General features: G+C 64.2%; 14 protein-coding genes. 6 read left to right on the top strand and 8 right to left on the bottom strand.

Annotated elements, in window-relative coordinates:
* Positions 1–15: 15 nt before the first annotated feature.
* The 8 genes from LSO07_RS05400 to LSO07_RS05365 all read right to left on the bottom strand — a co-directional run bounded on the left by LSO07_RS05400 (position 16) and on the right by LSO07_RS05365 (position 10,136).
* Positions 16–765 carry a hypothetical protein gene (locus LSO07_RS05400; protein WP_052140369.1) on the bottom strand — a complete coding sequence of 250 codons (750 nt, stop codon included), beginning with the start codon at positions 763–765 and terminating at the stop codon, positions 16–18.
* 17 nt (positions 766–782) lie between these two features.
* Positions 783–2,015 carry a hypothetical protein gene (locus LSO07_RS05395; protein WP_191909588.1) on the bottom strand — a complete coding sequence of 411 codons (1,233 nt, stop codon included), beginning with the start codon at positions 2,013–2,015 and terminating at the stop codon, positions 783–785.
* A 33-nt stretch (positions 2,016–2,048) separates the two neighbouring features.
* Positions 2,049–5,744, bottom strand: coding sequence for a tubulin-like doman-containing protein (locus tag LSO07_RS05390; protein ID WP_151092690.1), 3,696 nt, complete (start codon positions 5,742–5,744; stop codon positions 2,049–2,051).
* Between the two features lie 36 nt (positions 5,745–5,780).
* Positions 5,781–6,233, bottom strand: a complete 453-nt coding sequence (locus LSO07_RS05385) for a hypothetical protein (RefSeq protein ID WP_092612888.1) — start codon at positions 6,231–6,233, stop codon at positions 5,781–5,783.
* A gap of 47 nt (positions 6,234–6,280) precedes the next feature.
* Positions 6,281–7,762, bottom strand: coding sequence for a hypothetical protein (locus tag LSO07_RS05380; protein WP_151092688.1), 1,482 nt, complete (start codon positions 7,760–7,762; stop codon positions 6,281–6,283).
* Positions 7,759–9,243, bottom strand: coding sequence for a hypothetical protein (locus tag LSO07_RS05375; RefSeq protein ID WP_143450426.1), 1,485 nt, complete (start codon positions 9,241–9,243; stop codon positions 7,759–7,761). The genes LSO07_RS05380 and LSO07_RS05375 overlap by 4 nt, the downstream gene beginning before the upstream one ends.
* Before the next feature lie 126 nt (positions 9,244–9,369).
* The gene (locus tag LSO07_RS05370) at positions 9,370–9,852 is read right to left on the bottom strand and encodes an adenylyltransferase/cytidyltransferase family protein (RefSeq protein ID WP_034784861.1); all 483 of its coding nucleotides are present in this window, start codon (positions 9,850–9,852) and stop codon (positions 9,370–9,372) included.
* Positions 9,853–9,896: 44 nt separating this feature from the next.
* Positions 9,897–10,136 (bottom strand): DUF3717 domain-containing protein, encoded by a 240-nt coding sequence (locus tag LSO07_RS05365; RefSeq protein ID WP_034785368.1) that lies wholly within the window; start codon positions 10,134–10,136, stop codon positions 9,897–9,899.
* A gap of 134 nt (positions 10,137–10,270) precedes the next feature.
* On the opposite strand from LSO07_RS05365, the gene LSO07_RS05360 reads away from it, so the two are divergent.
* From LSO07_RS05360 to LSO07_RS05335, 6 genes are all read left to right on the top strand, one after another.
* Positions 10,271–11,209: a hydrogen peroxide-inducible genes activator gene (locus LSO07_RS05360; RefSeq protein WP_034784860.1), complete on the top strand. Its 939-nt coding sequence runs from the start codon at positions 10,271–10,273 to the stop codon at positions 11,207–11,209.
* A gap of 77 nt (positions 11,210–11,286) precedes the next feature.
* Entirely contained in the window at positions 11,287–12,141 is an 855-nt protein-coding gene (gene ubiA / locus LSO07_RS05355) for a 4-hydroxybenzoate octaprenyltransferase (RefSeq protein WP_034784859.1), read from the top strand.
* 108 nt (positions 12,142–12,249) lie between these two features.
* Positions 12,250–12,606 carry a DUF883 family protein gene (locus tag LSO07_RS05350; protein ID WP_034784857.1) on the top strand — a complete coding sequence of 119 codons (357 nt, stop codon included), beginning with the start codon at positions 12,250–12,252 and terminating at the stop codon, positions 12,604–12,606.
* Between the two features lie 67 nt (positions 12,607–12,673).
* Entirely contained in the window at positions 12,674–13,060 is a 387-nt protein-coding gene (locus LSO07_RS05345) for a phage holin family protein (protein ID WP_034784855.1), read from the top strand.
* On the top strand, positions 13,057–13,404 hold the full coding sequence (locus LSO07_RS05340) for a hypothetical protein (RefSeq protein WP_151092686.1): 348 nt from the start codon (positions 13,057–13,059) through the stop codon (positions 13,402–13,404). Before LSO07_RS05345 ends, LSO07_RS05340 begins: the two co-directional genes overlap by 4 nt.
* A gap of 214 nt (positions 13,405–13,618) precedes the next feature.
* Positions 13,619–14,176, top strand: coding sequence for a DUF3455 domain-containing protein (locus LSO07_RS05335; protein WP_034784851.1), 558 nt, complete (start codon positions 13,619–13,621; stop codon positions 14,174–14,176).
* Positions 14,177–14,264: the final 88 nt, after the last annotated feature.

The raw sequence follows: 14,264 nt of genomic DNA, 5'->3' as shown, positions 1-14,264 counted from the left end.
GTTTGCATACGGCAATCAGCGCAGCGCCAGCTGCGCGTCAACGCCCGTATCCACATCCAGCATTACCAGCTGCGTGCGCAGGTCGCGCGTGGCGGCCAGCTTGCCGTTCACGTACAGATTCGTCTTGACGCCATACACGCCCTGCGACACGCCGGCCGGCAAGGTCAGCTCGAACGAGTTTTCAAAGCGCCCGCCCGACTTGTTGTTGCTGGCCAGGGCTTTCGAGCCGGACTTGAATGGCTGGCCTTGCGGGTCGAGCACCACCAGCTCTTCGCGCACGTCGTTGACGCTTTGCGCGCTGCCGTTGACCAACTCCACCACCGAATTAACCTTGAACGGCTGGCCGCGCTTGACTGTCGATGCGCTCAGCTGCGGCGTGTACGACACCACTTGCGGTTCGCGCGGCAGCGCGCCGCGCGTGCGGATGTAGTCGCGGTCCGCCTGCGCCGCCGTCTTGGTCTGGCGCGAATTGACATTGATGGCCAGGCAACCGGCCGCCGCCAGGCCGCCGCCGATGGCCGCGCCCTTCAGCGCGCTATTCTTGCCGCCCGCCAGCGCGCCCAGCAGCGCTCCCACGGCCGCGCCAGCAGCCGCCGTCGCGCCCATGCTGCACGGGTCCTCATCCGTGGCCGCCTGGCTTCCACCCTGCGGATAGGAACTGTCCTGGCGCACGCCGTTCGGGTTCATCGGCGCCGTGGCGCAGCCGGTCAGCATGGCCGCAATGGTCAGCGCAGCGGCTGCGCGCAAGGTGGTGTGGTTCAGCATGGTGATTCCCCAGATAGCTAATTGATCGTTGTTTCCGTCTGCAACACTTGCCGTTCGCGCTCGCGGATGCGGCGCGACAGATTGTCGATGCGCGCATTGCCCGGATCGACGCGGCGCGCGCTTTCCAGATACGTCTTGGCCGCATCGAACTTCCCTTCCAGCAAAGAACGCTCGGCATCGCGCAAGAACGATTGCGCCATCTCGTTGCGCATGGCCGCGCCGCTATCGACGGGCGACGTTTCCGGCGGACGGCGTTCGGCCACCGCTGAACGTTCGACCGCGCGCGCGGGCGCAGGTTCCGCTGGCACGGCGCGGGCCGGTGCCGTTTCCACCGGCGCCGGGGCAGGCTCCGCGGGCGCCGACAGCGCCTGCACGTCGGCCTTCAACTGCGGCAATTCCAGCGCTTCGCGGTCGATCGCTTCCAGCCTGGCGATGCCATTCCTTGCCGCCGTCGCATCCTTGCCGTCCAGCGCCTGGCGCACTCCCACCAGCACGGACGCGGCTGCCGCCTGCTGGCGCGCCAGCTGTTTGCGCAGGGAATCCACGCTGGCAGCGCCCGCGCAATCGGCGTCGAGCGCGGCAATGCCCCTGGCCGCGCTTTGCAATTGATGGCCATCAATGTTGCGCTCAATGCCGCGCACGCCCCGCTGGCAGCTGCCCGATGCGGCGCCCGCCTTGCCGATGGCCACCTGCAAGTCGTCCGCCTTGGCGCTGGACTTGCCCGTACACACATTCTTCGCCGTCGCCAGCTTCTGGCGGGCGCCGTCCAGGCTGCCATTCGCCACCAGTTGCAAGCCACTGTCGATGGCGTCATTGCAGGCCGACTCATTCTTTCCGCCCGGCTTGCCATTCATGTAGACGATGACGGCTGCCAGCACGGCAATACCGCCCAGCCAGCGCAGCCACTTGCGTGGCGGTGGCGGTGCTTCGGTTGACGCAGGTGGAGCTGCCGGCACGGGCTTTGGCACGGCTTTCGGCTGGGCCGGCTTCGGCTGCGCTGGCGGCGGTACGGCAGCCGGCGCGGACACCGGCACCGGCGGCGGTTTCGGCGTCGGCACAGGCGCCACAGGCACGGGCACGGGCGGCGGCTTGGGCGCTACCGGCGGGGGCGCTGGTACCGGCGCTGGCCCAGGCAGCGGCGGCGGCACGGCCGCAGCTGCCCGGACAGCGCCAGCCACCGCGTGACCACAGTACGGGCAATGGCTGACAACGGTCCACAGGCCCGTCTTGCATTTGTTGCAGATATCCAAAACTAATCCTTCATTCCAACGTCATTCCAGCGTTCACAGAGGCGGCGGCATCAACGGTGGCGGCGCGCCGAGGAACAAAGGCGCCAGTTCGGGGAACTGGGCCAGGTCGACCCAGGCCGGCAAGCCGGCGCGCCACACCTTGGTGGTGCTTGGTGCGACTTGCCCTGCCTGCACGTACTGCACGATCTGCTGGGCCGTGAACGGTCCCTGCTGCTGGCCGTTTATACCCAGGAAATACTGGTATTCCACCAGCGGCGGCGGCATGCCGCCCAGCGGTGGCGGCATGCCGAACGCGGTTGCCGCAGGGGCAGCGGCCGCACCTGCCGGGCGCAGCAATTGCTCGAGGCGCCCCGCTTCCAGCATTTCCGCCTTGATCGCATATTTCAGGCGGGGCTGGCCGTCCGCTTCCGGCTCGCGCACTTCCCAGTCGTAGGCATCGCTGTCGGAGTCGCCGATGACGTTCGCCCACTCCTTCAGGCGTCCCAGCAAGGCTTGCACCGTGTGGTCGAGCTCGTCGCTGGACATGCCCTTGCGGCGCGCCGACTCGCGCAGGCGCGCGCCCACTTCGGCGGAAATGGCGCTGCCAAAGCCGATGTACGGCAGCTGCGAGCCATCGGCTTGCGCCACCAACTTGGGCGCATACACGCCCCGCTCGTAGTATTTTGCCAGCGCGGCCATGGCCGCCGTCTGCACGGCATCAAGCGCCGTCAATTTTTCTTCGATGCGCAGGGCGATATTTTTCTCGTACGAGGCAGGCATGCCGTTCTGGCGGATGGCCCGTTCATTGCCGATGCGGCGCAAATCGCCCGGTTCGACGGCAAACTGGTACTGGCCCGGCGGCACGACCCGGCCCGTGTGGCGTGTCAGCACGCCCAGCATGATCGCTTGCAGGAATTCGCCGAAGTCTTCCGCCAGACGCTTCATCTCGTCCGTGTTCGGCGCGATCGGGTGCGTGAATTGCGTCGGATCGATGTGCGTGTGGGTCGGCGCCTTGTCGTTGTCGCCTTCCTTGCGGTAACTGGTGCGCCAGCCTTCCAGGCCGCGCAGCACCGTCATCGGCACGCCGGCCAGTTCGCAATAGCAGACGGCGCGCCCGCGGATGCCCGTCTCGACGATTTCCAGCTGGCTCACCGTGATGCCCACCTGGGTCGGCACGCACGATTCGAGCTCGGCGCCGAACTTCGCCTTGAAGGCGGCCGCGTTGGCCACGCCGATCACGCACTTGAACTGGTCCGACACGACCGTGAAGTCGCCCGCCATGTTGGCGTCGATCCACGGCATGGAGCAGGCCAGCAGCTTGCGGAAACGGTCCAGGCGTTCGGACACATCCATCTGTTCCAGCGCGTCGAACAGCGGGTCGGGCGTACTCGTCGCCCCTTCGGCCAGGCCAGCCGTGGCAATCATGTTCTCGGCCATGCGCGTGACCTTGGCCAGGATCAAGCCCCGCTGCGCCGGTTCGCCCAGCATGGGGAACAGCGCTTTCGAGCCGCCCATGTCCTTGAACGCTTCATCGGCCCACTGGCGCAAGGTGGCCGCCGATGGCAGCGCGATGTCTTTTTCCGTGACGGGAATGACGATCAGGGTCGCGTGTTCCTTGTCCAGGTCCTTTTGCAGGATGGTATTGGCCGTCTTCAATTCCGCCAGCATGGCCAGCACGCCTTCGCGGCCCGTTTGCAGCTCGCCCACAAGGCCATTCCACTGCGCGCGGCCTTGCGCATCGACGCCGACCCGGTTGCCCAGCCAGCGCGACAGTTCGCCCAGCAGCAGCACGGACTCGTCCGCCGCCTTGGCGCGCAAATGGAATTTCAGGGCATTCGCCATTTCCGTGCGCAGATGGTCCATCACCACGCCCGCCTGCTTTTCGCCATTGCTGAGGAAGCCGAAGGTGCTGCGCGTCTGCTCCAGGTTGTTCAGCAGGCGCTCGTATTCGCGCGAGCGCACGGCTTCCTTGATTTCACGGTAACGCTCGGCATTGTTGCCGATCTGCGCCGTCAAGCCGCTGCCCGGCGCCTCGATACGGTCCTTGATCTGTTCCACCAGCGACAGCACGTATTCGAGGCCGCCAAATTCCTTGTTGTCCAGGTAGCCATACAGCTGGTCGCGCACGACTTTCTTGACATCTTCCAGCACTTCGCGGCGGCGCTTGCTGATGCGGTCTTCCGTCGTGTCGGCCGTGGAATCCTGGTCGCGCACGGCGTCGCGTTCCAGGTGCTTCATGGCGTCGCGCACCTGCGCCGGCCATTCGCTGCGGTCGAAACCCGTGCGGATATCGTTGATGCGCGTATTGACGCGGTTTTCCACGCCGGCCAGCAAGTGGCCATGGCGGTCTTCCAGCAATTCGTCGACGACGCGGAAATCGATGAAGTCGCCGCTGGAGCGCTTCAGTTCGATGCTCTTGTCGGAAAACTCGGGGAAATCGCTGAACGGCGTGCCCTTCAGGAACATATTAGCGGCGAGGAAATTATCGCGTTGCGTATCCGTGGCCCGGTTGGCGCCCGCATCCGTGCCGCCCACACCAAAGAATGCCTGCAGCATGGCGCCGGCCCAGCGGTGGGCCCGCTCGTCGCGCGCCGCTTCCTGGCGCGTATCGAGCACGGCCATGCCGAACGAGGAAAAGCGCTTCGAGAAATACAGGCGCATGTCGCCGAAACGGTCTTGCGGCACGGGAGCGTTGTACAGCGAGTTCTTGTGCTGCGCCTGGTTGACGGCGATCGAACGCTTGGCGCGCGCGAAGTCGGCCGAGGCGAAATCCTCGAACAGCGAATCGGCCACCATATGGTAGACGTCGCTGACATCCTTGGTGTGCTGCTGCGCCAGGTTGCCCGAATCGATCAGGTAAACCTCGCTGTACGGCTCGCGCGTCAGTTCCGGGCGGTCATACGCATCCCAGCGGCCCACATAGCCCTTGTTGCCCATCATGGCCGATTCCAGTTCCATCAGCGCCGCGTAGCCGTTGGCTTCGACCCGGTCCTTGTTGGCCTTGGTGTAGCCGGTCGGCAAGAACAGCATCAGCTCGACGTCGGCCGCGCCCACTTCGCTGCGCGCCAGCCAGCGCGCCAGCAAGCCCATGTCGAGGAAGGAACCGGAACCCGTGCCGCCCGCCACGGAGCCGACGATGACGATACGGAAACGGTTCGTTTCCATGCGCAAACCCAGTTCGGCCAGCTGGCGCTCGTGCGACAGGCCCGCTTTCAGGGCTTTCAGTTTCAAACGGATCTTGTCGCGGATCTTGGCATACTTGTCGAAGAAATACAGGCGCGAGACGGCGCGGATCTGGCCGGCGCCGCTGCTCATGTCGAAACGCAGTTCGCGGATGCGCTGCGGCGTCAGCGGCAGCCATTCCTTGATGTGCGGATACTTCTCCAGGGAGTCTTCATCGCGGCTGTACTTGTCCATGTCGAACGATTCGACCACCTTGTCGTCGTCCGTGAACTTCACCTGGTCGAACTGCAAGTCCTTCGCCTGCGACTCGCCGCTTTCGATCACGGCGCCATTGTCGAGGTCGAAATGGATAAATTGCGCGATGGGAAAGTCGGCCAGCCCCTCGATGCGCGTGCGGTTGCCCGCGCCGCCCCACAAGGTGTTGAGGATGCGCCGGCGCACGCGCATCAGCACCTGCATGCCCGTGCCGCCGATACCGATGAACAGGGTCGGGCGCAGTTCGATGATCTTGTCCTGCTTGCGCTCGCTGGCGCCGCCGGTGATGGTTTGGTTCAGGTTCTCTGCCATGGTGATTCCTTCGATGATGCGTGCAACGGCGTGTTCTTAGCGGCGGCTGGAGGTAAATGTCAGCAACAGGGCAACCAGGCCCACCAGCACCAGCGGTCCCATGAACAGAGGCGCAAGGAATTTATGCGCGTTCACGGCGGCCAGCACGACACCGGTCGCCAGGCTGGCCAGGAAGATGAACAGCCACCAGCCCGAGGCATTGGCCTTGTTCGGCGGCACGCGCTTGGCCACCAGGCCATTCGCATAGGCATTCTTGGCAAAGAAAAAGGCGATAAACAGCAGCAACAGCACCACGCCGCCGACCAGGGTGTCGCGCGACGAGGTATCGGTCGTCCCGGCCGCATCGAACGCGGGCGCCGGTTCCGTGGTGGCCGTGGTGGTAGCTGCGCTGGCCGCAGGTGCGTCCGTGGCCGGCGGCGCCGACGCCGGAGCCGTTACCGGGGCCGGCAAGGTAAAACCTGCGTTGTCTTTTGGAGTGTCTTGCGCCATGGTATGCCTCTGTTAAAAAATGGAAGGAATTTTTAAGGAATCTGTGTTCAGGCCAGGGTCAAGGTATGGCCTTCGGCCACGCGCACGACAGCCGGCTTGCCGAGGCCCCGTTTGAGTTCGCCAATGTCGCGGCCGTCATCATCGCGGATCTGCACGCTCTTGAACGGTTTTAATAACACTTGCCGCTGCACGCCGTCGGCCAGCACCTTGTAGCGCGTGGCGCGCGTACCGACCAGGCCCAGCGCCAGCAAGCCCAGAACGAGCGCCAGCACGCCGCCCAGTATCACCAGCACGGGCAGCAGCGGATACTGTATGCGCACCAGCAACGGTATCGTTGCCTGCGACGCGCGCACGCTGTCGGGCGGCGTAAACATGCTGGATATCGGGTCGCCCGGGAACAATTCCTGCAAATCCTTGCCAAAGCTGGACGCCAGCGCCAGCCGCTGTTCCGACAGGCCCACCTGGGCCTGCATGGGCAGCATCACCTGCTTGCCCATGGCGGCGATCGCCTGCGCCGACCACGGCGACGGAATTTGCGCCATCGGCAACGCGAACTGTACCTGCACGGACTGGCTGGCGCCCGGCTGCAGCTGGCGGATTTGATCTGGCGCAACGTGCAAGGGCGCGTTCTGCCCGGCCAGGCTGGCGTGCACCCTGGCGCTGTCGATCACGTACGGGAAAAACATGTTTTGCAAGGACGCCTGCAGCACCACTTGCGGCACCAGGTTCGCCGCATCGACGTCGAGCACGATGGTGCGGCCGTCGCGGCCCAGGCTGGCGTGTACGTTGGCACTGTTCTTGACGGACTGGGGCACGATGCGCACGGCATCCTGGTCCACCGGTTTCAGGCGCGCGGGCGGGCGCGTCAGCACTTGCGACAGCCGCCCTTCGGCCAGGATGCGGTTCAAAGCCTCGGATGCCGGCTGGCCATACGCCAGCGCATACACCATCAAGCCCTTGGCGCTGTACAGCTTGCCCTGTACGGGCATGCGCAGTGGAAACACCACCGTCTTGGTGATCGACGGCTCCAGATGCAGCAAACGGTAAAAGTCGCGGTTGCGCTCGGCCGTCTGGCTATCGTTGTTCGGGCTGTTCTTGTTATTCGTAAAGATCCACACGATGCCGGACGCGGACTGGAACGGCCCTGTGATGGTTTTTGTCACGGCTTCCTGGAAATCCGTGTCGGCCAGCGCGCCGCCGGCGCTCTTGCGCGCCAGGCCGAGATTGGCCAGCTGGCCCGCCACGCCGGCGCCGCCCTGCCCTTGCCCCAGCAGCGACGGCGACACGTGCGCGCCGCTGCTCTGGCTGAAGGCCAGCGTATAGACCTTGTCGGACGGGCTCGTCGCGGCCTGCGCCACGGCGCCCACCAGGGCTTTCAGTTGCGAATGCTCATCCGTGTAAAAGGGCTCCATCCAGCCCGAGTTTTGCACGAGAAACGCTTGCTGGATGCCGGCCGCCTGCACGCTGGCGGTGGCGACGGCGAAGGAGAGGAAGGCGGCGCCGGCCGCGATCAGGACGCGCGCTTTCATGCCTGCAAGGCCCAGCCATCGATGCGCGACAGCAGCGGGTGGTACGCCCACAAGGTGCCTTCATGGACAAACAGGCGCACGCGCCACGGCTCGCTGACGGCAAAGGTATGAAACACGGTTTCGCGCAACTCGTCGTCCTGTACCAGCTGGGCCGCCAGGCGCTCGTTCGAACGCAGCACGCTCGACAGGCCGGCGCTGGTGGCAAACTTCACGCCAAAGACGCTGCTGCCGGCCCCCGACTCAAGCAAGGGCATGACAGCCTGGTTCTTGCCGCCATCGTCGCCATGTTCCGGCTCTTCCCACGGCGCCGTTTTCAGCTTGGTGGCGAAGCGGTAATTGAAGCTGCCCGAACACAGGCGCGGCGCCAGCGCATCGGCCCGTTCGGACTGCGCGCCCAGTTTCACGTAGACATAGGTGCCGCGGCCACGCTCGAAGCACAGCTGCCACAGGCCGCCGTCGCGCGACACGTACGGGCTGCCAAATTCGAAATGCGGCACCAGCCCTTCGGGCCAAGGCGTAAACGAAGCGGCCACGTTGCCGTCCGGCTGCAATTGCAGGCGCAGCTGGCCGTTGGCGCAGGGCCACACGGCCATGCGGTTGTAGGCCACGGGCGCGCTGACGGTACCCAGCTCGACCACGCCGTCGAGCAGCACATCGCTGCCCGGCTTTTGCGCCGCATCAAGGTTGACAAAGCGGATACGGCCATCGTCGTCGCGCAGCGGCGCCCACAAACGGTTCTGGAACCAGACGGGCGCGGCCGCGCACGGCGCGCCGCCCACATGCTCGACCACGTAGGTGAGCGAAGGCACGTCGGGGCGGATGCAGGCGAGGCCATGGCTGGTCGGCAAGACCAGCACGCTGTTGAACTCAGGTACCAGCTCGGCGCGCCAGGCGCCGTGGGCCAGGTCCGATTCGGCCAGCAAGCTGCCATAGTCAGGGTCCAGCGCCAGCCAGCGTTTCGAGGCGGGCAGCCAGGCGTGCAAGACGGCCTTGCGCGGGTCGAGCGCCAGCAGCGCAGGCGCGCTGGTACCGAACTGCGCGGAAAAGAATTCGTATTCGCCGGGCGGCGGCATGGGCAGCGAGGCATCGGCTTGCGCATGCTCTTCGCGGGCGCGCTGGTCGGCCAGTTTCAGGGGCACGCTGGCCTGGCGCAAGCCGGCCGGGCCCGCTGGCGGCACGTCGCTGACGGGATATGCGCCGTAGGGCGGCACCCAGGGCGGCGTGGCGGCCGTGTCGGGCGGCACTTGCAAGGCCGCGCCCGAGGCGGGGTCGAACGAAAATTCGGGCGGAAATTGCCGCACGGGCGCGCCGGCGGCTGCGGGCAGGCGCCGCGCGAGCATCAGCTTGCCGATATCGGCATGGCTCACCAAGGGCGAGACGTTCTGGCCGTCCGCGCTGCGCTGCATGCTCCACGCGCCATCGTCATCCACGTGCCAGGCGCCGGAGGGCAGTGGCCAATCCCCAGAAGTTTTATGATCCATTTATTTTCTATGACAAGCAATGCATTCAGACGGTGTAACGTGCTGGGGCTGACGAAACGAGGTCGCAGCCCTGGCAGTTCTCATAGTAACGTCTTTTTATCTGTATGGAAACATTGACGAGCTTCCTCAGCCCTGCTGCGTCCGCACTTTCGTCAACAGCTTGGTGGTCGAACGGTCGTGCTCGAAATCGATGGCCACGGCCTGGCCGCCATACGCCAGCACGGCCTTGCCTTCCGGAATGGCCGCCATGTCGTAGTCGCCGCCCTTGGCATAGATTTCCGGTTCGATGTCCAGCACCACTTCCAGGGCGCTGTCTTCAGAGAACGGCACGACCAGGCTCACCGCTTCCAGCGCAGCCAGCACGGCCATGCGGTCTTCGCAGCTATTCAGGGGACGGTCATCGCCCTTGCCCAGGCGTTTCACTGAAGCATCGGTATTCACGGCAACGATCAGCGAGGCGCCCAGCGCACGCGCCTGTGCCAGATACGTTACGTGGCCACGGTGCAAAATGTCGAACACGCCGTTCGTCACCACCACCGGTTTCGGCAAGGCCGCGGCGCGGGCGCGCAGTTCGTCACGGCCGCACAGTTTGTTTTCAAAATCAGGCATGGATATCTCTTGTTGGGTTAAATAGGGTGACGATACGGTCACGCTCAGGCGTGACTATCGCCTTGGATGCCGCCGGCATCCCGGCGCCAGGCATCGATCAAGGCCACGACTGCCGGGTCCAGCCCTTCTTCGGCGATGCGATCTTGCCGGTAGTAAATCATCAGCGCATACACGCCGGCCAGGCGGCTGACGGACGGCGACAGCGCATATTCATTGCCGCGCGCCGGTTGCCTGGCACGCCAGTAATTGATTGCCGCTTCCAGCGCCTGCAGGTGCAATTCCATCGCCATCTCCCTTCGCTGCCCGGTCCCGCATTATAGGGGGCGATCCGCTACAATACGCCATCGGCGCCACAGTTTCACGTTTGCGCCACCTTTCATTCATTGCAAGTAAGCACTTCCTGTGTTTCAATCAACCTATGACACTGACTGAACTGAAATATATCGTTGCAGTCGCGCGAGCGAAGCACTTCGGCCATGCCGCCGAAGCTTGCTTCGTTGCCCAGCCCACCCTGTCAGTGGCCATCAAAAAACTCGAAGACGAATTGGGCGTGGTCCTGTTCGAACGGGGCGGCGCGGAAATCTCCGTCACGCCACTGGGCGCGCAGATCATTGCGCAAGCCGAGCGCGTGCTGGAACAGACGGCCGCCATCAAGGAACTCGCCAAGCAAAACAAGGACCCGCTGGCCGGCCCCCTGCGCCTGGGCGTGATCTACACGATCGGCCCCTACCTGCTGCCGCCGCTGGTCAAGGCCATGATAGACCAGGTACCGCAGATGCCCTTGATCTTGCAGGAAAACTTCACGGTTCGCCTGCTCGAATTGCTGCGCCAGGGCGAACTGGACGTGGCCATCATGGCCCTGCCCCTGCCCGACCACGGCATGGCCATGCAGGAACTGTATGACGAACCGTTCGTCGTCGCCATGCCGCGCCAGCATCCATGGACGGCGCGCGACAAAATCGCCGCGCAAGACTTGAAATCGGAAACCATGCTGCTGCTGGGCAATGGCCACTGTTTCCGCGACCAGGTACTGGAAGTGTGCCCCGAAATGGCGCGTTTTTCCTCGCCCGGCAATGGCATGCAGCGCACGTTTGAGGGTTCCTCGCTGGAAACCATCCGCCACATGGTGGCCAGCGGCATCGGCCTGACGGTCTTGCCGCGCGCCTCCGTTGCGAATATGCACGCCACCGACGGCATGCTCGAATACCGGCCCTTCGCCGCCCCCGTGCCATCGCGCCGGGTGGTGATGCTGTGGCGCAAGAGCTTTACGCGCAAGGCCGCCATCGACGCCCTGTGCGCAGCCATCGCCAGCTGCAACTTGCCAGGCATTACGCCGCTCTGCGAGGACGAAGACTAGCGCCCCAGGCGCAAAATAGTACATTTACATACTATTTGCGATAATCGACCTTTCTCTTCAACAAGATCGAGTCTTCCATGAACAAGCTGGCGCTGTATTTCCGCCTGATACGGCTGGACAAGCCTATCGGTACCGTATTGCTGCTGTGGCCTACCCTGTGCGCGCTGTGGCTGGCGCAGCAGGGCGTGCCGGACTGGCGGCTGCTGCTCATCTTTACCCTCGGCACTTTCCTGATGCGCTCGGCAGGCTGCGCCATCAATGACTACGCCGACCAGGATATCGACAAATTCGTCAAGCGCACGGCCGAGCGTCCCATCACCAGCGGACGCATCAGCGGCAAGGAAGCGCTGGCCGTGGCTGGCGTGCTCACCGTGCTGGCCTTTTGCCTGATCCTGCCCCTCAACGCGCTGACCAAGCAGTTGTCGGTGGCCGCCGTCATCATCGCCGGCACCTACCCCTACTTCAAGCGTTTCTTTGCCATCCCGCAAGCGTATCTGGGCATCGCCTTCGGCTTCGGCATCCCCATGGGCTTTGCCGCCATCACGGATGCCGTGCCCGCCGTCGCCTGGCTGCTGCTGCTGGGTAATGTCTTCTGGGCCGTGGCCTACGATACGGAATACGCGATGGTCGACCGCGACGACGATCTGAAGATCGGCATCAAGACCTCGGCCATCACCTTTGGCCGCTACGACGTGGCCATCGTCATGGCCTGCTATGCCGTTTTCCTGCTGCTGTGGCTGGCATGCGGCTGGTACCTGGGCTTGCGTTACTGGTTCGTGGCGGGCTTGCTGGTGGCGGCCGGCTGCGCCGTTTACCACTACACCCTGATACGTGCACGCGAGCGTATGCCGTGTTTTGCGGCATTCCGGCATAATAACTGGCTAGGAGCGGCGGTGTTTGCGGGCGTGGTACTGGACTTTGCTTTCCGCTAAGCAAAAACCCTTGCGCCGCGGCAGCCCTTGAGGCGGCGCAAGACAGGCCTGGCCGCAGCTGCCTACACTGGTATTTCACTGTGCAGTTTCACTTCCATGAGGTAATACATGAGCTCGATACATACCGGAAAATCCAGCAGCGACAGCATCCTCGCCGACGCCGACAAAGCCCGCGACAAACTGGTCGGCGACCTGAAAACCGTCATCAATGAAGCGGAAGGCTGGCTCGATGGCGCCAAGGATCAGACGGGCGAGAATGTCAAAGCCGTCAAGGACAAGTTCATCGCCACCCTGGAAACGGCCAAGAAAGACTTGATCAAGCTGGAAGAAGATTTGCTCGAACGTACCAAGCAGGCGGCCAAGGCCACCGATGAATACGTGCAGGACAATCCATGGAAAGCCGTGGGCGCGGGCGCCGTCATCGGCGTGCTGTTCGGCCTGTTGCTCTCCTCGTCACGCCGCTAGATAGTAACGACGCAGTACCGACGCAGCACCGACGGCGCAGGCCGTCTCCTGACGCGAAAGGCAGCATATGGCTATCTTGCACCATGTCGCCCAAGTCGCAGCGACCCTCGCCGCCATCGTCCAGACCCGTCTGGCCCTGGCGGCCGTGGAAATGGAAGAAGAGTCGCTGCGCTTCCTGTCCTATCTGGCGCTGGCCATGCTGGCACTGCTGTGCCTGTTTGTAGGCCTGGTCTTGATCGTGTTCCTCGTCATCGTGCTGTTCTGGGATACGCACCGCATCGCCGCCATCGCCATCACGGCCGCCGTCTTCATCGGCGCCGCCATCGCCACCCTGCTGGGCGTGCGCGCCAGTTTCCGCAGCAAGCCGAAACTGCTTTCTTTTACACTTTCCGAACTGAACAAAGACCTGGACGAGCTGCAACTGCTGGCGCGCCGGGGATCGGAGCGGCCATGACCACGCATCCCACCAAGTTATCGCATGTGCACACGGCCGCCAGCCTGGCGCAGCGGCGCGACGCGCTGCTGGCCGAATGCGCGCTGCAGCGCCTGGCCCTGGACGTGCAGACGCGCCAATTACTGGAGCCTTTAACGGGCGGCAATCTGCGCCACACCCTGGCCACGCGCTTTAAAATTCCCCTGATGATAGGGGGCGCCGTGCTGGGTTTGCTGCTCGTGCGCCCGCGCCGTTTCCTGCCGCTGCTACGGGCCAGCGGCGCGCTGCTCAAGCACGCCACCACCGCCATGCCCGTCGTGCTGGCGCTGGCGCGGCGGTTCAGCAAGAAAGACACGCCAGACTAACAACGCCTAACAAAACCGTAGCGAGCGGAAGGAAGTTGTGGTCGAGAAGCGCAACTGTACGAAGGTACAGTGAGCATCGCAGGCCGCAAATTACGACGCGCAGTAGGTTTTGATAGGCGTTCTAGAATATTTTTTCCTGGCTGCATCCAAATGGCCAGCCCATGCGTAGTAATGGTATCAACCAGCCGGTTGAGCCAACTACCAGGAGTTCGCCATGCTTGCCACCATCGCCCCACGCCATACCGCCCCTTCGCTCACCGTGCTGTGCGCCGCCCTGCTCGTGGCCGCCTGTGCCCCCATGAGTGCCCGCTATTCGCAGGAACAATTACCGAATGCCGTCAAGGTACCCGATGGCCACCAGGTAGCCATGCAAACCGTGGGCGTGGGCAAGATCGCCTACGAATGCAAGGCCAAGAAAGACATGACGGGCCATGAATGGGTTTTCGTGGGCCCGGACGCGGCCCTGAACGACCGCAGCGGGATGCAGGTCGGCACGTATGTCGGCCCACCCGCCACCTGGGCCAACCTGGATGGCTCGAAAGTGACGGCGACGCAAGTGGCCGTGGCGCCGGCCGGCGCCGGCAACATCCCGTATCAGTTGGTGAAAGCCAACCCGGCCACGGGCAGCGGCGCCATGCAGGGCGTCAGCTACATCCAGCGCGTGGCCACCAGCGGTGGCGTGGCGCCAAGCAGCCCCTGCGGCATGGAAAGCATCGGCGCCAAACAATGGGTGCCCTATCAAGCCGACTATATCTTCTGGAAAGCCGCGTAACGACACCTATCAAAACCTGCTGCGCGTCGGGATAGGCGGCCTGCGATGCTCACCGTACTAGAGTACGGTTGCGCTTCTTAGCCACCTC

Origin of the sequence: Janthinobacterium sp. PLB04, from assembly GCF_021165895.1 — a bacterium.
In the GTDB taxonomy this organism is placed as follows: domain Bacteria; phylum Pseudomonadota; class Gammaproteobacteria; order Burkholderiales; family Burkholderiaceae_D; genus Janthinobacterium; species Janthinobacterium lividum.
The sequence above is the reverse complement of the archived record's forward strand: the minus strand, read 5'-3'. Positions and strand labels throughout refer to the sequence as shown.